This is a genomic window from Pseudomonas putida NBRC 14164 (assembly GCF_000412675.1).
Lineage (GTDB): Bacteria > Pseudomonadota > Gammaproteobacteria > Pseudomonadales > Pseudomonadaceae > Aquipseudomonas > Aquipseudomonas putida.
Genome location: NC_021505.1, coordinates 3,944,842 through 3,961,949, shown reverse-complemented (window position 1 = coordinate 3,961,949; position 17,108 = coordinate 3,944,842). Strand labels below are relative to the sequence as shown.

The window sequence follows — 17,108 nt, the reverse complement described above, 5'->3', positions numbered from 1 at the left end:
CAGCTTAAGCCTGAACCACCGGGATCTTGGCGTTGGCTGCCGCTTCGCGGAACTCGGCGATCTGGTCGAAGCTCAGGTAGCGGTAAACGTCGGCAGCCATGCTGTCGATGTCTTTCGCGTACTGCATGTACTCTTCGACGGTCGGCAGCTTGCCGATGATCGAAGCGACAGCAGCCAGTTCGGCCGATGCCAGGTACACGTTGGTCGCGTCGCCCAGACGGTTCGGGAAGTTACGGGTCGAGGTGGAGACCACGGTCGAACCGGTCTGCACACGTGCCTGGTTACCCATGCACAGCGAGCAGCCTGGCATTTCCATGCGCGCACCGGCCTTGCCGTAGATGCCGTAGTAGCCTTCTTCGGTCAGCTGGTGAGCATCCATCTTGGTTGGCGGAGCCAGCCACAGACGGGTAGGGATGCCACCCTTGACCTTCTCCAGCAGCTTGCCGGCAGCGCGGAAGTGGCCGATGTTGGTCATGCACGAACCGATGAACACTTCGTCGATCTTCTCGCCCTGTACCGAAGACAGCAGGCGGGCATCGTCCGGGTCGTTCGGCGCGCAGAGCACAGGCTCTTTGACGTCGGCCAGGTCGATTTCGATGATTTCAGCGTACTCGGCATCGGCGTCAGCCGACAGCAGCTCAGGGTTGGCCAGCCAGGCTTCCATGGCCTGGGCGCGGCGCTCCAGGGTGCGGGCATCGCCGTAGCCTTCGCCGATCATCCAGCGCAGCAGGGTGATGTTGGACGTCAGGTACTCGGCAATGGCCTTCTCTGGCAGCTTGATGGTGCAACCGGCAGCGGAACGCTCGGCCGAGGCATCGGACAGCTCGAAAGCTTGCTCGACGGTCAGTTCGTCCAGGCCTTCGATTTCCAGGATGCGGCCGGAGAAGGCGTTTTTCTTGCCTTTTTTCTCGACGGTCAGCAGGCCTTTCTGGATGGCGTAGTAAGGGATGGCATGCACCAGGTCGCGCAGGGTGATGCCGGGTTGCAGTTTGCCCTTGAAGCGCACCAGGATCGATTCTGGCATGTCCAGCGGCATGACGCCGGTGGCGGCGGCGAAGGCCACCAGGCCGGAACCGGCCGGGAACGAGATGCCGATCGGGAAGCGGGTGTGCGAGTCGCCACCGGTACCAACGGTGTCAGGCATCAGCATGCGGTTCAGCCAGCTGTGGATGATGCCGTCGCCTGGGCGCAGCGACACGCCGCCACGGGTGCGGATGAAGTCTGGCAGGGTGTGGTGGGTGGTGACGTCGATCGGCTTTGGATACGCCGCAGTGTGGCAGAACGACTGCATGACCAGGTCGGCAGAGAAGCCCAGGCACGCCAGGTCTTTCAGCTCGTCGCGGGTCATCGGGCCAGTGGTGTCCTGGGAACCGACGGTGGTCATCTTCGGCTCGCAGTAGGCACCTGGGCGCACGCCCTGGCCTTCTGGCAGGCCACAGGCACGGCCGACCATTTTCTGCGCCAGGGTGAAGCCCTTGCCGGAGTCGGCAGGCTGCTCTGGTTTCTTGAACAGGTCGGAAGCACCCAGGCCCAGCTCGGCGCGGGCTTTTTCGGTCAGGCCACGGCCAACGATCAGCGGGATACGGCCGCCAGCGCGGACCTCGTCCAGCAGCACTTCGGTTTTCAGCTCGAAGTTGGTGACCAGCTCGTCGCTTTCGTGGCGGCGTACTTCACCTTTGTACGGGTAGACGTCGATGACGTCGCCCATGCCCAGGTTGGTGCAGTCGAACTCGATCGGCAGGGCGCCGGCGTCTTCCATGGTGTTGTAGAAGATCGGGGCGATCTTGGTGCCGAAGCAGAAGCCACCGGCGCGCTTGTTCGGCACGTACGGAATGTCGTCGCCGAAGAACCACAGTACCGAGTTGGTAGCGGATTTACGCGAGGAACCGGTACCTACCACGTCACCTACATAGGCAACCGGGAAGCCCTTGGCCTTGACGGCTTCGATCTGTGCCAGCGGGCCGACCGAACCAGGCTGCTGCGGTTCGATGCCGTCGCGGGCCATTTTCAGCATGGCCAGGGCGTGCAGCGGGATGTCAGGGCGCGACCAGGCGTCCGGAGCAGGCGACAGGTCGTCGGTGTTGGTTTCGCCTGGCACCTTGAACACGGTCAGGGTGTACTTCTCGGCGATTGCCGGGCGGGCGGTGAACCACTCGCCGGCAGCCCAGGAGTCCAGCACGGCCTTGGCGTGAGCGTTGCCGGCCTTGGCTTTTTCGGCCACGTCGTGGAAGGCATCGAACATCAGCAGGGTGTGCTTGAGCTGTTCGGCCGCGACGGCGCCCAGTTCGGCGTCATCCAGCAGTGCGACCAGCGTTTCGATGTTATAGCCGCCCTGCATGGTGCCGAGCAGTTCGGTGGCGTGCTTGCGGTCGATCAGAGGCGACTGGGTTTCGCCCTTGGCAACAGCAGAGAGGAAAGCAGCCTTGACGTAGGCAGCTTCGTCGACCCCTGGCGGTACGCGGTTGGTGATCAGGTCTACGAGGAAGGCTTCTTCGCCGGCCGGCGGGTTTTTCAGCAGCTCGACCAGGCCTGCGGTTTGTTCGGCGTTCAGCGGCTGGGGCACGATACCCAGGGCGGCACGCTCTTCGATGTGTTTGCGGTAGGCTTCAAGCACAGTTATTTCCCTCATCAGTGGTCCCTAAAGGGGGTCCGGGACGCTTATCCAGCATTCGATGCACCCATGCGCTGCCACGGCTTTGTGGGCCGCCCAGCCAGAGTCGCAAAGAATCCTTACAGAAGCTGCTTTCAAAGTTTTACGCCTGCAGAACGGGGAGCTGATGAGGGCTGGCGCGGGCATGCGAGGGAAGCATGGCCCGGGCCAACGCCGTTCTACCGGATTAACTGTGCTCGTGACGCTTTGAAAACAGCTTCCAACGGACATTGTTGCCTTTGAAAAGGCCGGATGATTCTACGGCAAAAAAAGCCCGAAAGTAAGGCGCAGAAGATGACTTTAACGAGTGACCCTGGTTAGACAAAGGGCTAACATGGGCCCGTGTTCCTCCGCCAAACTGTTGTTTTTCATGTCCAACAAGTCCATCAAGACCCCTTGCGTCGGCCTGTGCTCCACGGTGTACGGAGACACGGTGTGCCGTGGCTGCAAGCGTTTCCACCACGAAGTGATCAACTGGAACGGCTACGACGACGCGCAAAAACGCGCGGTGTGGCTGCGCCTTGAGCAGTTGCTGGTGCAGGTGATGATGGCCAAGCTGGAGGTGTTCGACAAAAGCCTGCTGCGTCAGCAACTGGAGCAGCGCTCCATCCGTTTTGTCGAGCAGCAGTCGGAATATTGCTGGGCTTACCAGCTGATTGCCCGCGGGGCGCGAATGATCCGTGACCTGGAGGCCTACGGCATGGTGCTGCTGCCGGAGTTTCGCGACTGGGAACTGCCGCAATTGCGCGATGCCATCGATCGCGAGTTCTTCCTGCTTTCAGAAGCGCATTACCAGCGCTACATCGCCCCCAGCTTCCTGCGCGATGCCATGGGCAGCACGCAGGGCCAGTAGCGCGGGCGGATCAGTCGCCGGTGTATTCGCAACCGCTGGTGCAGGTTTCGTGGATGCGCACTTTCGACAGTTCCGGCATCAGCGGCTTGACCTGGTCCCAGATCCACTTGGCGATCACTTCGCTGGTGGGGTTTTCAAGGCCCGGGATGTCGTTCAGGTAGTTGTGGTCCAGTTGCTCGTAGATCGGCTTGAAGATCGCCTTGACCTCGGCGAAGTCGCGGATCCAGCCAGTGTGCGGGTCGAGCGGGCCGGTCAGGTGCAGGCCGACCTTGAACGAGTGGCCATGCAGGCGGCCGCATTTGTGCCCTTCAGGGACGTGGGGCAGGCGGTGGGCCGATTCGAATGTGAACTCTTTGAAAATTTCCACGCTGTCATAACTCTGTGTGAATCAATGAATGCGCGCATTCTACCAGCATGGCCGTTACAAGGCTTGCAGGCGTTCATGCAGCCGCCCGGTGGCGACCAGCTCCAGCAACTCGTCGCCCAGGCGCTGGCTTTCAGCGATAGCCTTGTACCAATAGCGCTTGCGGCCTGGCGCATCACCCATGAAGCGCTTGAAGTCGTTGCGGTCCGGCAGCTTGCCATAGGGCAGGGCGGCCAGGTACTGCGGCGAAGGGGTCATCAGCAGCACGTTCTGCAGGCGGGTGGCATCGCCTTTGCGCCAGGGCAAGGCTTTGTCGAACCAGCCCGGTACCACCTTGTCGGTGAAGTGCGGGTACAGCACCAGGTCGTCGCCGCGGTAGGGCAGGTCGAGGTGGTAGTCGAGCAGGCCGCCGTCGCGGTAGGTGCCAGCGCCCACGCCGGGGATGTCTTTCACACCCTGCATGACCATGGGGATCGAACCCGAGGCCAGCAGGGCGTGGCGCAGGTTGGCCAGGTCCAGCGGCAGGTAGCGTGAGGGGAAGTCGGTCAGTGCGTCGAGCGGCGGCGTGGCGCGCACGTCGTGCAGGATGATGCGCTCGAAGTGGCGCGCCAGGCGCGAACGGCCGAGCAGGTTGCTGGCCACCACCGAGCCCAGGCCCAGGCCCAGGCGGCCGCGATGGTCGTGGGCTAGCTGGCCATGGCTTTTCACTACCAGGATATTCAGGTGATAGTGCGGGTTGGCCAGCAGCTGGCCGTCGCGGCCCTGCAGCAGGTCGTCGAGCATGCGTTGGCAGCTGTGGCTGATTTCGGCCGGGGTGGCGCCCTTGGCGAAATCCAGTTCGGTGTACAACTCGCCCAGGCGACGCAGACCCGCGATGGGGTCTTCGAGGCAGGCGCTGGCGAAGCGCCAGGCACCGATCGAAGCGCCAATCAGGGCGCGCGGGCGCGGTGCCGAAGGCAGCCACTCGCCGAACAGTGCCAGGTCCAGGCCCTGGATACCCAGCGGCTTCGGGCCACCGGCCGCACCTGGCAGCACCCCGACATCGGCCGCCTGCAGGCCGCGCTCGCGGATGAGCCGCAGGGCACGGTCACCGGCCTTGAAGGTGAGGGCAGGGTACTTGATGTGGATGGCGCTCATGGCGGATCTCTTGGGCTTGTAGGAGCAGCCTTGTGCTGCAAAGGGCCCGTACAGACTACACAACTGTTGTGCCTGCACGGGCCCTTTCGCAGCACAAGGCTGCTCCTGCAGGAGACCAAACCTGCCTGGAGTTGTAACTGCGCTATCATGGCGCCAGCTGTTTTCAGGTTGAATTAAGGACCGGTGGTTAGTCTTAACCCCGTAGACAACTTACACAGTTCTCAGGAGAGAAGAACGATGAAAACCTTGACTGCCCTGTTCACCGCCGCTGCCCTCGCCCTGGGCGCGAATGCCGCTTTCGCCAAGGATGTACAGCCTGACGAAGTGGTCAAGCTGGTCAACGCCAAGACCATCAAGTCGCTGGATGATCTCAAAGCCACCGCCGTGGCCAAGCACCCCGGCGCCACCGTCACCGACTCGGAGCTTGAGGACGAGTACGGCCGCTACATCTACAAGGTCGAGTTGCGCGACACCCAGAACGTCGAGTGGGACGTGGCGCTGGACGCCAAGACCGGTGAAGTGCTGAAGGACGAGCGGGACAACTGATGATTCACTTACCGCGGCCGGCGCGCTACCTCGCGCTGGCGCTGCTGGCCGTGTGCTCCCTGGCCGCAGCCCGCGACCTTGACCAGGACGAAGCCCTGAAGCTGCGGCAGAAGGGCGTCATCCTGCCGCTCGAGCAATTGCTGGAAACCGCCCTGGGGCGTCACCCCGGGGCGCGCCTGCTGGAAGCCGAGCTGGAAGAAGACGACGATCGCTACGAATATGAGGTCGAACTGCTGACGGTTGAAGGTGTGGTACGCGAGATCAAGCTCGATGCCAGCACCGGTGCCCTGCTCAAAGACGAGGAAGACGACTGAATGCGCCTGTTGCTTGTCGAGGACAATGTACCGCTGGCCGATGAGCTGACCGCCGGCCTGCAGCGCCAGGGCTATGCCGTGGACTGGCTGGCCGACGGCCGCGACGCGGTTTACCAGGGCCAGAGCGAACCCTACGACCTGATCATTCTCGACCTTGGCCTGCCGGGCTTGCCGGGCCTGGATGTGCTGGCCCAGTGGCGTGCTGCCGGCCTGGTCACGCCGGTGCTGATCCTCACCGCCCGCGGCTCGTGGGCCGAGCGCATCGAGGGGCTGAAGGCCGGGGCTGATGACTACCTGAGCAAACCGTTCCACCCGGAAGAGCTGCAATTGCGTATCCAGGCATTGCTGCGCCGTGCCCGGGGCCTGGCCAACCAGCCGAAACTGGAGGCAGCGGGGCTGCACCTGGATGAAAGCCGTCAGTGTGTGAGCCGTGACGGCATGGATGTGCAACTGACCGCTGCCGAGTTTCGGCTGCTGCGTTACTTCATGCTGCACCCGCAGCAGATCCTGTCCAAAAGCCACCTGGCCGAACACCTTTACGACGGCGAAACCGAGCGGGACTCCAACGTGCTGGAAGTGCACGTCAATCACTTGCGGCGCAAGCTGGGCCGCAGCGTGATCGAGACCCGTCGCGGGCAAGGCTACATCTATGCCGGGAGCGCCGGGTGAAGTCGATCCAGGCGCGCCTGAGCCTGGGCCTGGTGGCGGTGCTGGTGGTGGTCGGCGTGGTGCTGGCGCAACTGACCTTGTGGCTGTTCGAAGCTGGCCTGCAACGCTACCTGGAAAACGGCCTGCGCAAGGAAAGCGAGAACCTGCTGGTGGCGTTGGTACGTGGGCCGTCCGGCCTGCAGCTGGATGAGCGGCGTATTTCGGCGGCCTACCAACGGCCTTTTTCCGGTTACTACTTCCGCATCGATTTTGACAAAGGCACCTGGAGGTCTCGTTCGCTGTGGGACCTTGACATGCCCAAACCATCGGCGCCCGGGCTTTCCGATAGCCATGAACTCGGCCCGGAAGGGCAGCAACTGCTGGCCCTGCGCGCGGACTACCGGCGCCTGGGCCAGGACATATCGATCAGCGTGGCACAGGACTATTCGCCGGTGCGCGAAGGTTTCCGGCGCATGCAGCAGATCGGCCTGGGCATGGGCCTTGTTGCGCTGATTCTGGTTCTCGTGCTGCAGCGCATCACGGTTACCCGCTCGTTACGCCCGCTTGAGCGGGCACGCCAGCAGATCGCCCAGCTGCAGCAGGGCCAGCGCTCGCAGCTGGATGAGCAGGTGCCCAGCGAGTTGGCGCCGCTGGTGGGGCAGATCAACCACTTGCTCAGCCATACCGAAGACAGCTTGCGCCGGTCGCGCAATGCCTTGGGCAACCTTGGGCATGCACTCAAGACGCCGCTGGCGGTGCTATTGAACCTGGCTTCCAGCGCGCGCCTGAAGGATCTGCCGGAGGTAAGCGCGCAGATGCGTGAGCAGTTGGAGCAAATTCAGCAACGGCTGGCGCGGGAGCTGAACCGTGCGCGCCTGGCAGGGGATGCGCTGCCTGGCGCGCAGTTCGATTGCGACGCCGAGCTACCCGGATTGCTGAGCACGTTGGGCATGATTCACGGAGAGGGCTTGCTACTGGCCAGGGACGTGCCGCCCGGGTTGCTGCTGCCGTGGGACCGCGAGGACTTCCTGGAGCTGCTGGGTAATCTGCTGGACAACGCCTGCAAGTGGGCGGACAGCGAGGTGCGGCTGAGCATTGCGCCGAATGCCGGGGGTTACCAGCTGTGGGTCGATGACGATGGCCCAGGCATCCCTGAGAACCAACGGCTGCAGGTGCTGGAGCGGGGCTCGCGGCTGGACGAGCAGGTGGACGGGCATGGGCTGGGGTTGGGTATCGTGCGTGATATCGTCGACGCCTGGGGCGGGCGTCTGGCCTTGGAGCAGAGCCCGCTGGGAGGATTGCGTGTGAGCATCGACCTGCCGCGCAAGGCTCGGTAATGCCGGGGCCGCTAGGCGGCCCATCGCGACACGAGGCCGCTCCCACAGGTGTGCCCAATCCGCCTAGGCCGTATCAGTACTGCAAAAAAATTGCAGTACAGCCGCAGTTTTTTGAATTGGCCCAAATGCCCCCCCGCCCGGCAAAATCCCCCCACGAAACCCTGCGGTTTCCATCTCTCCATGGAAGGAGCCCCTTGTGGTATTGCACGCGCAATACGAGGCCCAGGCCAGCTCGGCTGGGCTTTCTTTTTAATCAGAAAAAACCAAAGACCCCGATTACCCAATGTCTGCCTCGCGTTCCGAAAACCGCCTGCAGCGCCTGTTGCCGGCGCCCCTGAATACCTCTCCAAAAGAATGGTTGCGTGCCGGTATCGGTGCGTTGCTCGGTCTGTTCCTCGCTGGCTGGCTGACCAGCATGGCCTATGGCCCCGGCATCGCCTTGCACCTGCTGGGCCCGCTGGCGGCCACGGCAGTGCTGGTGTTCGCCGTGCATTCCGGCCCGTTGGCCCAACCTTGGCCAGTGCTGGGCAGCTACGCGCTGGCCGGCGCGGTCGGCCTGGCCATGCGCCAGGGCTTCGGCCCGGAGCTGTGGGTGGCCGCAGCGGCCCTGGGCGTCTCGATCCTGGTGATGTGCCTGCTGCGCTGCCTGCACCCGCCGGGTGGCGGGGTGGCAGTGAGCGCAGTGCTGGCTGATTCGGGGCTGACCGCCATGGGTGATCACCTGCTTGAGCCCATTCTGCTCAACGCGCTGATCCTGGTGAGCGTGGCGGTGCTCTACAATCGCCTGACCGGTGTGCGCTACCCGAAAGGCGTAGCGCCGCGCAAGGATGTGCACCATACCCACGACCCCCTGCCCAGTGAGCGGGTCGGCATCCGTGGCGAGGACCTGGATCAGGCCCTGGAAGAGCTGGGTGAGTTCGTCGACGTCACCCGTGACGAGCTGGAACGCATCATCCTCGCCACCGAGCAGCACGCCCTGCAGCGCAGCCTTGGCGGTATTACCGCGGGTTCGGTGATGTCGCGCGATGTGCAGTTCGCCACGCCCGAAACCACCCTTGAGCAGGCCTGGAAAATGCTGGCCAGCCACCACCTGAAAACCCTGCCGGTATTGCAGCAGGGCAAGCTGGTGGGCATCGTCAGCCTCAGCGACCTGGTTGGCCCGGCCATGCAGCGTGGCCGCTTCAGCTGGCGCGGGCTGTTCGGCCGCAAAGCGGTACGCATGGAGCAGGTGATGAGCCGCCGGGTGGTCAGTGTCAGTAGCCAGCATCCGCTGGAGCGCCTGTTGCCGTTGTTGTGCGAGCAGGGCCTGCATTGCCTGCCGGTGCTCGATGCCGGCAAGCTGGTGGGGGTAATCACCCAGACCGACCTGATCGCTGGCCTCAAGCGCCAGCTGCTCAGCAACGCCGAGGCTTCAGATAACCGGGTCCCAGCGTTGTGACCAGTCGCTGGCGCCGGCGGCTACCAGCTGGCGCAGGATGACGAAGGCCTGTTGCAGGGCTTCGCTGTCGCGTTTGCGTGGGTACACCAGGAAGGTCGGGTAGGTGAACTCCGGCGCCTGCGGTACCCGCTCGAACACGCCGCTGTCCAGGTACGCCTGCACCACGCGCGTGCGGAAGTAACCGCTGCCGCCCTGATCGAGAATGAACTGCAAGGCCAGGGGGCCCAGGTTGAAGCTGAGCGCCGGGCGGGCGCAATCGGGCAGGGCGGCATCGTGCTGGCGGCGGAAGGCCTCGCCCCAGTCGATGTAGATGTAAGGCTCTGGCTGGTCCACCCGGCGCACGCGGATCAGCTTTTCTTCCATCAACTGTTCCACCTGCAGGCCTGGCCCGTAGGTCGGCTGATACACCAGCGCAGCGTCCAGCAAACCCATCTCGACCTTGCGCAGCAGCGACTCGCCGTCGCTTACCTCGCTGCGGATGGCATGGCTGGGCAGCTCACGGTGCAGGGCACTGATCCAGTCAAGCATCATCGGGTTGCCCAGGCTCACTTCTCCCCCCACATGCAGCACTTGCTGGCAGCCCTCGGGCAGCGGCAGGTCGCGCCGCGCCGCTTCCCAGGTTTGTACCAGCTGGTTGGCGTAACTGACGAATGCTTCACCGTCGCTGGTCAGGCTGGCGCCGTTGCGGCTGCGCACAAATAGCTGGCAGCCCAGTTGCTGCTCCAAACGCTGCACCCGGGCGGTAATTGCCGTCTGTGACACGAACAGGCGTTCGGCGGCGGCGACCAGGCTGCCGCAACGCACGATTTCCAGGAAGGTTCGGGCCTGATCGATATCCATGGGCTGCTCGGTGGCTGAAGGGTGGCCTATTCTAGAAGCTTTGCACCGTTATGGGGCGCTTTTGCGTTGTCTGCAAATTTGCAGGTCGGTTGTGACTTTAGTCCCATGGCGGCGCGGGTGTAGCGGTCCATACTCAGGTTTCGCCCTTCAATAACAACAAGTACCGGGTTCCCTTCGATATGAGCTACCAGCACAGCTACGCCCATTCCATTTCCGACCCTGCCGCTTTCTGGGCGGAACAGGCCGCGCACCTGGCCTGGCACCGCAAGCCTGCCCTGACCCTGCAAGACAATGCCGACGGTACCCACCGCTGGTTCGCCGATGGCCGTCTGAACAGTTGCTACCTGGCCCTCGACCACCAGATCGAGCTGGGCCGTGGCGAGCAGGTGGCGCTGATCTACGATTCGCCGGTCACCGGCGTGCAGCAGGCCTACACCTACAACCACTTGCGCGACGAAGTGGCGCGCCTGGCCGGTTTGCTGCGCCAGCTGGGGGTGGAAAAGGGCGATGGGGTGATCATCTACATGCCCATGGTGCCGCAAGCGGCCATGGCCATGCTGGCCTGCGCGCGGATTGGCGCGGTGCATTCGGTGGTGTTCGGCGGCTTTGCCGCCAACGAGCTGGCCCTGCGCATCGATGACGCCCGGCCCACGCTGCTGCTGACGGCATCCTGCGGGCTGGAATTCGACAAGGTGATTGCCTACAAGCCGCTGGTCGACCGCGCCCTGCAACTGGCCCGCCACCAGCCGCGCAATGTGCTGGTGCTGCAACGGCCGCAGGCGCAGGCGCAGCTGCAGCCAGGCCGCGACCTGGACTGGCAGGTAGCCTTGGTCGGCGCCCAGCCGGTGGCACCGGTCGAGCTGGATGCGGGCGACCCGCTGTACATCATGTACACCTCTGGCACCACCGGCAAACCCAAGGGCATCGTCCGCGAAAATGGCGGCAATGCCGTGGCGCTATGCTATGCCATGCGCCATATCTACGGCATGCAGGCCGGGGACGTGTGGTGGGGCATTTCCGATGTGGGGTGGGTGGTCGGCCATTCGCTGATCGTCTATGGGCCGCTGATGAGCGGCTGCACCACGGTGTTCTACGAAGGCAAACCGATCCGCACGCCGGACGCCTCGGCCTACTGGCGGGTGGTGGAACAATACAAGGTCAACGCGCTGTTCTGTGCGCCCACCGCCATGCGTGCCATCCGCAAGGAAGACCCGGAGGGCGAACTGATCCGCAAGCACGACCTCAGCTCGCTGCGCCAACTGTTCCTGGCGGGTGAGAAGCTCGATTCCAGCACCCATGAATGGCTGGAGCGGGTCAGCGGCAAGCCGGTGCACGACCACTGGTGGCAGACTGAAACCGGCTGGCCGGTCACCGCGCCCTGCGTGGGGCTGGACGGCAGTGCGGCGAAACCGGGTTCAAGCAACCGGGCGGTTCCGGGCTATTACGTACGTGTGGTGGATGACGAGGGCCATTTGCTGGGCCCCAACCACCAGGGCTCGATCGTCATTGCCTTGCCATTGCCGCCTGGGTGCAGCCAGACCCTGTGGGGCGATCACGAGCGTTATTTGCAGGCTTACCTGCGCACTTACCCGGGGTATTACCACACGGGTGACGGCGGCTTTCTGGATGATGACGGTTTCGTCTACATCATGGGGCGCACGGATGACGTGATCAATGTCTCTGGCCACCGGCTGTCCACGGGCGAAATGGAGGACCTGGTGGCCTGCCACCCGGCGGTGGCCGAGTGTGCGGTGATTGGCGTGCACGATGAAATCAAGGGGCAAGTGCCGTTGGCGCTCGTTGTGCTCAAGGACGGCGAGGGCATTGCCGAGGCGCAGTTGCTGGTAGACCTGGTGGGCAGCGTGCGCGAAGCGATTGGCCCGCTGGCCTGTTTCAACCGGGTTCGGCTGGTGAAGCGGCTGCCCAAGACCCGCTCGGGGAAAATCTTGCGCGCGGTGCTGCGCAAGATTGCCGACGGGCAGGACTATGTACCGCCTTCGACCCTGGATGACCCGGCGGTGCTGGGGGAGATCGAGGCGGTGCTGGCGGATTTGCCCAGGGCGGGTTGATGCTTTGACCTTCAGGGCCTCATCGCCGGCAAGCCAGCTCCCACAGGTTGACCCCAGGCGCTGAAGCCTGCGCGGTACCTATGGGAGCCGGCTTGCCGGCGATGAGGCCGGGGCGGGCAATGCGGTGCTAGGGGGCTACCTGGTGCAGTTGCCCCAACCGGCTGCGGGTCCGCATCAGGTCGGCAAGCGGCCCGCCCAGGCTCTCTTCCAGCGGCCGTTTACCAACCACTGTCACCTGTCGGTCCTGGTCATACAGCACATCCACCAGGTTGACGAAGCGCTGCTGCGCCGCCAGCGAACACTGCGCCAGGTCATCCAGCCCATCGATGATCCATTCATCGTACTCCTGCGCCAGCACCAGGTAGTCGATCACCGCCGTGGCCTTTTCGCACAAGTCGTCAAAGCCAAGCACCACCCGCCGGCCATCGATGGCCAGTGCGCGCAGCGGGCGTTTGTTCACTTCAAGCATTACCGGCTGCTCGTCCGGCACGCCAAGTACCTGGCGCTGCGCTGCCGTCCCCGGCCATACATAGTGGCCTTGGGTAAACCGCTGGTGCTCGCGGTTGGCCGGCAAGCTGCGAAAATCGGTGCCGCCACCCACTTCCAGAACCTGCATGCGCCCGTTGATCAGGCGGATCACCGGCAGGAAACGCTCGTGGTACAGCGGGTTGGGCAGCAGCCCTTCGGGCGCGTAGTTGGAGGTCACCAGCAGGAACACGCCGCGGGCGAACAGGGCGTTGAACAGGCGAGTAAGCAGCATGGCATCGCCGATGTCATGCACGTGGAATTCGTCGAAGCACAACACCTGGCAGCCACCCACCAGTTCGTCGAGGGTTGCGCCCAGCGCATCGTCCAGCGCCCGGTGGCGGTGCATGCCCTGGTGCAGGCGGGCAAAAAAATCATGAAAGTGCAGGCGGCGCTTTGCTTCAACCGGCACCGCCTGGAAGAACCCGTCCAGCAGCCAGCTCTTGCCGCGCCCCACCGAACCGTACAGGTACAGGCTGCGTGGCTGCCCTTGTTCGAGCAGTGCCAGTTGTTCGGCCATGCAGTGGATCACCCGTCGCTGGCCGTCACTCAGCTGGTAACCGCGGCTTCGGGCTTTGTCCTCGAACCAGTCGAGCAGTTCGCTCTGGTTGGCGGTGGCGCCGCGCAGGCGCTGGCCAAGCTGGCGCAGTGGGGCAGGGATCCAGGCAGACAAAAGCAAAGCTCCTTGGGCGATGACGGGGCAGCGCGCAGCTTGCCCGAGGGCAGCCATTTTGACTAATACAGAAAGTGATCGGCAATGATCACCTGATGCGATAGGTCTGGCTGCACACCTGCATTGCCTAGGCTTTACGTTCCAGTTGGCGCTCGATCATGTATTTCACCGCCAGGCGGCGCTCCTTGAGGTGGCGCAGGTCTTCGTCAACGAAGTTGCCCGCCGAGATCGATTCGGCGGCTAGCACCTGGTTGTCGATGTCCATGTACTCGTCCAGCAGCCGATCCAGCGCTTTGTCCTGCTGGCGGCGCTGCTGGACGATTTCGCGAGGGTAGTGCAGGTCCTGGTACAGGTCGTGAGAGACAGGCATGGGGTCCTCCTTGGTCAATGCAATTGGCTCAATAGATTTGAAGGGAGGAATGCGATTGTGTTGAAGCGAAGCGGGGGGAAAGCGACGGATGGTCACTGCACAAACCGCCGAAATGACTAACCCGCTGTTTTTTGACAATTTTTTTTCATCAGGGGGTTCACAGATGAAAACTTTGTTGTTAAAGTGCCGCGCATTCCAAGACAACAACCCAGTTGTCACCCAGTTGGAATTGTCAGAGCAGCGAATGCTGCATCCGATACAGGGGCGTCGCCAAGCGGTAAGGCAGCAGGTTTTGATCCTGCCATGCGTTGGTTCGAATCCAGCCGCCCCTGCCATTTTCCAGTTTCAAACGTATATCGCCCGGTGCTTAGAAAGATAAGCGCTGGGTTTTGTCGTTTCCGTATTTTTAATTCCGTCACACGATTCTTGCAGGAGCGGCCTTGCCGGGCCGCTCCTGCCAAGGTTTGTGCTTTCCCGAATTACCCGGCAATGCCCAGCATCTCGTTCAGCACCCTGGCGAGTTCATCCGCTTGCGCCGGTTTCTGAACCACCACGCTGCCCGGCAACTCCAGCCCCTGCAACTCCGCATAGCCAGTCAGGAACACCACCGGCAGGCGCGGGTACCGTTCGCGTGCCGCCAGCGCCAGTTGCGCGCCGTTGAACTCGGGCATGGCGAAATCGGTAAGCAGCAGGTCGATCTCGTCGTCCAGCAAGGCCAACGCCTGTTCGCCGCTGTGCGCCTGTCGCACCTGGTAGCCATATTGGCGCAACACATCGCCAAGCAAGTCCCGCACCAGATGGTCATCATCCACCAGCAACACCGTGCGGTTGCGGCCGCTGTCGCTGACCGGCTGGCCGAGCGGCGGGATCACCGGCTCGCTCACGATCTGGTCCTTTACGGCGGGCAAGTACACCGCCACCTGCGTGCCGCGGCCCGGGGAGGTATCGATGCGTACACCACCCCCGGACTGCTTGGCGAAGCCGAACACCTGGGCCAGGCCCAGGCCCGAGCCCTTGCCGATGTCCTTGGTGGTAAAGAACGGCTCGAACACCTTGGCCAGCACGTCTTCGCTCATGCCGCAGCCGGTATCGCGGATGCTCAGCATCACGTACTCGCCCGGGTCCGGGTCTTCCGGGCGTTGCGGGCGGTTGTCAATGCGGGTGTTGCGGGTGGTCAGGGTCAGCTGGCCGCCGTCAGGCATGGCATCGCGGGCATTGATCGCCAGGTTGAGGATGATCATCTCGGTCTGGGTGGGGTCGGTCAGTGCGTGCCACAGGGCCTGGTCCAGGTCCAGGCGCACCGAGACGTTGCCACCCAGTGTGCGGCGCAACAGCTCTTCCAGGCCGGCCAGGGTCTGGTTGAGGTTGAGCGCTACCGGCTCCAGGCGCTGGCGGCGGGAAAATGCCAGCAGCTGCGAGGTCAGCTTGGCGCCACGCTCGCCCGCCTCACGGATGTGGGTGAGCCGCGTACGGGCCTTGTCCAGGTTGGCCTTGGCCAGGTCGCGCTCAAGAAAGCTGGCGCCGGTAAGGATCACCGTCAACAGGTTGTTGAAGTCGTGGGCCACGCCAGCGGTCAGCTGACCGACGGCTTCGAGCCGCTGCATCTGCTGCAGCGCCGCCTCGATGCGCTCGCGTTCGTTGATCTGTTCGCGCAGGCGGGCGTTGGCTTCTGCCAAGCCCAGGGCGGCTTCGCGCTCGCTGGTGATGTCGCGTGCCACCACATACAGCAGCGTGTCTTCCGGCACCACCACCCACGATAGCCAGCGCTGCTGGCCGCCGGCATGCAGGATGCGGCCGACGAAACGTACGCTGGTACGGCCATGGGCGAGGGCAGCCAGTTCGGTCAGCAGTAGTTCCTGGTCGGCTTCGGGCAGCAGATGCAGCAACGACGACTGGCTCAGGCGCTCGCGGGAGAAGCCCAGGCTGGCTTCCCAGGCGGGGTTGAGTGCAACTGGGGTCAGGTCCTTGTTCAGCACCGCCAGCAGGTCCTGCGACAGCTCCCAGGCACGGTCGCGTTCGCGGGTGCGGCGTTCGACCCTCTCCCCCAGCATCTCGTTGAGCTGACGCAGCGCCTGTGTGGCCAGGCGCTGGGTGTGGATGTCCTGCAGCACGCCGGAAAAGCGCACGCACTGGCCATCGACGAACTGGCTCTGGCCGCTGCTGAGCAACCAGCGCGGCTCCAGGCCGTTGGGTTGCGCGATGCGAAATTCGACGCGGTAGCGGCCGCCGCTTTCCGGGCGCATGGCGTATTCCACCGCCTCACGCACCATTGGCAGGTCATCGGGGTAGATGCCACCGAGGAATACCTCAAGGCTCATTTCGGTGCTGGTAGGCAGGCCGAACAAGGTCTTGCAGCGGTCGTCCCACAGCAGCAGGCCTTCCTGCGGGCGCAGGTCCCAGGTGCCCATGCCGGCGGCGTCGATGGCGATACGTGCCCGCGCCTCGACGTCGATCAGAGCCTCTTCGGCGCGGCGCCGGCGCTGGCGTTCCTGCACTTCGGTCAGCGCCCGGCGTACCGCCTTGGGCAGCAGTGGCAGGTTCTTCTTCAGCACATAGTCGGTGGCGCCCAGGCGGATCATTTCCACCGCGTGCTCTTCGCCGTAGATGCCGGAGAGGAAGATGAACGGAACGTCCGGTGCCAGGCGTTGGGCAATGGCCAGCACCTCGGTGCCAGACGACCCCGGCAGCACGCAGTCGCACAGGATCAGGTCGTAGCGGGCCTCGCGCAGGGCATGGTCGACACCCACATGGTCGAATACCAGCTGGGACTGCACATGCAGCCCGCTGCGCTCCAGACGCATCAGGGTAAGCTCGGCGTCCATCGAGCTGTCTTCGACCATCAGTAGTTTCAACGGCGTTTGCTGCATCGTTGCGGCGGCCTCAGTTGCTACCGCGACGATTCAGCCGCAGTGAGCCGGGTGGCGGTTCGTTAAGCACTGCCCAGAATACCCCGAGGTCAGAGATGGCGGCGACGAATTCCTTGAATTCCACCGGCTTGACCACGTAGGCGTTGACCCCGAGTTCATAGGCGCGCAACAGGTCGGGCTCCTCCCGCGAGGAGGTCAGCATCACCGTCGGGATGCTGCGCAGTTCGGCGGTGGCGCGTACTGCCCTGAGCACTTCAAGGCCGTCGACCTTGGGCAGCTTCAGGTCCAGCAGCAAGACGGCGGGGTTGCCGTCGTCGCGGTCGGCATAGGTGTTGCGGCGCAGCAAGTAGTCAAGTGCCTCGGCGCCGTCGCGCAGCACGATGACCTCGTTGGCCAACTGGCTGCGCTCCAGGGCCAGCAGGGTAAGTTCCAGGTCCCGGGGGTTGTCTTCGACCAGCAGGATGGGTTTGAGCATGA

At 63.8% G+C, this 17,108-nt stretch carries 15 protein-coding genes and 1 tRNA gene; 8 read left to right on the top strand and 8 right to left on the bottom strand.

Annotation, left to right across the window (positions count from 1 at the left end; translation table 11 throughout):
• Nucleotides 1-4: 4 nt before the first annotated feature.
• Complete coding sequence (gene acnB / locus PP4_RS17475) at nucleotides 5-2,614, bottom strand: bifunctional aconitate hydratase 2/2-methylisocitrate dehydratase (protein ID WP_041167795.1); 2,610 nt, start codon at nucleotides 2,612-2,614, stop codon at nucleotides 5-7.
• Between the two features lie 406 nt (nucleotides 2,615-3,020).
• Here acnB and PP4_RS17470 point away from each other — a divergent pair, with 406 nt between their 5' ends.
• Entirely contained in the window at nucleotides 3,021-3,503 is a 483-nt protein-coding gene (locus tag PP4_RS17470; protein WP_151326450.1) for a DUF1289 domain-containing protein, read from the top strand.
• A 10-nt stretch (nucleotides 3,504-3,513) separates the two neighbouring features.
• Here PP4_RS17470 and queD read toward each other — a convergent pair whose 3' ends face one another.
• Together queD and PP4_RS17460 are read right to left on the bottom strand one after the other, a co-directional pair.
• The gene (queD, locus tag PP4_RS17465; RefSeq protein WP_012271598.1) at nucleotides 3,514-3,870 is read right to left on the bottom strand and encodes a 6-carboxytetrahydropterin synthase QueD; all 357 of its coding nucleotides are present in this window, start codon (nucleotides 3,868-3,870) and stop codon (nucleotides 3,514-3,516) included.
• A gap of 54 nt (nucleotides 3,871-3,924) precedes the next feature.
• Nucleotides 3,925-5,004: a patatin-like phospholipase family protein gene (locus PP4_RS17460; RefSeq protein WP_016500526.1), complete on the bottom strand. Its 1,080-nt coding sequence runs from the start codon at nucleotides 5,002-5,004 to the stop codon at nucleotides 3,925-3,927.
• 237 nt (nucleotides 5,005-5,241) lie between these two features.
• Between PP4_RS17460 and PP4_RS17455 the strand changes: the two genes are divergently transcribed.
• The 5 genes from PP4_RS17455 to PP4_RS17435 all read left to right on the top strand — a co-directional run bounded on the left by PP4_RS17455 (nucleotide 5,242) and on the right by PP4_RS17435 (nucleotide 9,287).
• On the top strand, nucleotides 5,242-5,550 hold the full coding sequence (locus PP4_RS17455) for a PepSY domain-containing protein (protein ID WP_016500525.1): 309 nt from the start codon (nucleotides 5,242-5,244) through the stop codon (nucleotides 5,548-5,550).
• Nucleotides 5,550-5,864 (top strand): PepSY domain-containing protein, encoded by a 315-nt coding sequence (locus PP4_RS17450; RefSeq protein ID WP_016500524.1) that lies wholly within the window; start codon nucleotides 5,550-5,552, stop codon nucleotides 5,862-5,864. The genes PP4_RS17455 and PP4_RS17450 overlap by 1 nt, the downstream gene beginning before the upstream one ends.
• On the top strand, nucleotides 5,865-6,533 hold the full coding sequence (locus tag PP4_RS17445; RefSeq protein ID WP_016500523.1) for a response regulator transcription factor: 669 nt from the start codon (nucleotides 5,865-5,867) through the stop codon (nucleotides 6,531-6,533). It abuts the gene before it with no gap.
• Nucleotides 6,530-7,849, top strand: coding sequence for an ATP-binding protein (locus tag PP4_RS17440; RefSeq protein ID WP_016500522.1), 1,320 nt, complete (start codon nucleotides 6,530-6,532; stop codon nucleotides 7,847-7,849). The genes PP4_RS17445 and PP4_RS17440 overlap by 4 nt, the downstream gene beginning before the upstream one ends.
• Nucleotides 7,850-8,132: 283 nt before the next feature.
• Entirely contained in the window at nucleotides 8,133-9,287 is a 1,155-nt protein-coding gene (locus tag PP4_RS17435; RefSeq protein WP_016500521.1) for an HPP family protein, read from the top strand.
• Here PP4_RS17435 and PP4_RS17430 read toward each other — a convergent pair.
• Nucleotides 9,261-10,127: a LysR family transcriptional regulator gene (locus PP4_RS17430; protein ID WP_016500520.1), complete on the bottom strand. Its 867-nt coding sequence runs from the start codon at nucleotides 10,125-10,127 to the stop codon at nucleotides 9,261-9,263. The genes PP4_RS17435 and PP4_RS17430 overlap by 27 nt on opposite strands.
• 179 nt (nucleotides 10,128-10,306) lie before the next feature.
• On the opposite strand from PP4_RS17430, the gene PP4_RS17425 reads away from it, so the two are divergent.
• The gene (locus tag PP4_RS17425) at nucleotides 10,307-12,196 is read left to right on the top strand and encodes a propionyl-CoA synthetase (RefSeq protein WP_016500519.1); all 1,890 of its coding nucleotides are present in this window, start codon (nucleotides 10,307-10,309) and stop codon (nucleotides 12,194-12,196) included.
• 127 nt (nucleotides 12,197-12,323) lie between these two features.
• On the opposite strand, the gene zapE is transcribed toward PP4_RS17425, so the two are convergent.
• Nucleotides 12,324-13,394: a cell division protein ZapE gene (zapE, locus tag PP4_RS17420; protein WP_016500518.1), complete on the bottom strand. Its 1,071-nt coding sequence runs from the start codon at nucleotides 13,392-13,394 to the stop codon at nucleotides 12,324-12,326.
• A gap of 127 nt (nucleotides 13,395-13,521) precedes the next feature.
• A complete protein-coding gene (locus PP4_RS17415; protein WP_012271609.1) occupies nucleotides 13,522-13,764 on the bottom strand; it encodes a hypothetical protein in 243 nt (80 codons plus the stop codon).
• 260 nt (nucleotides 13,765-14,024) lie between these two features.
• Here PP4_RS17415 and PP4_RS17410 point away from each other — a divergent pair.
• Nucleotides 14,025-14,099, top strand: a tRNA-Gln gene (locus tag PP4_RS17410).
• Nucleotides 14,100-14,243: 144 nt separating this feature from the next.
• On the opposite strand, the gene PP4_RS17405 is transcribed toward PP4_RS17410, so the two are convergent.
• Together PP4_RS17405 and PP4_RS17400 are read right to left on the bottom strand one after the other, a co-directional pair.
• Nucleotides 14,244-16,631 carry a response regulator gene (locus PP4_RS17405; RefSeq protein WP_016500517.1) on the bottom strand — a complete coding sequence of 796 codons (2,388 nt, stop codon included), beginning with the start codon at nucleotides 16,629-16,631 and terminating at the stop codon, nucleotides 14,244-14,246.
• A 13-nt stretch (nucleotides 16,632-16,644) separates the two neighbouring features.
• Nucleotides 16,645-17,106, bottom strand: a complete 462-nt coding sequence (locus PP4_RS17400) for a response regulator (protein ID WP_016500516.1) — start codon at nucleotides 17,104-17,106, stop codon at nucleotides 16,645-16,647.
• Nucleotides 17,107-17,108 lie beyond the last annotated feature (2 nt).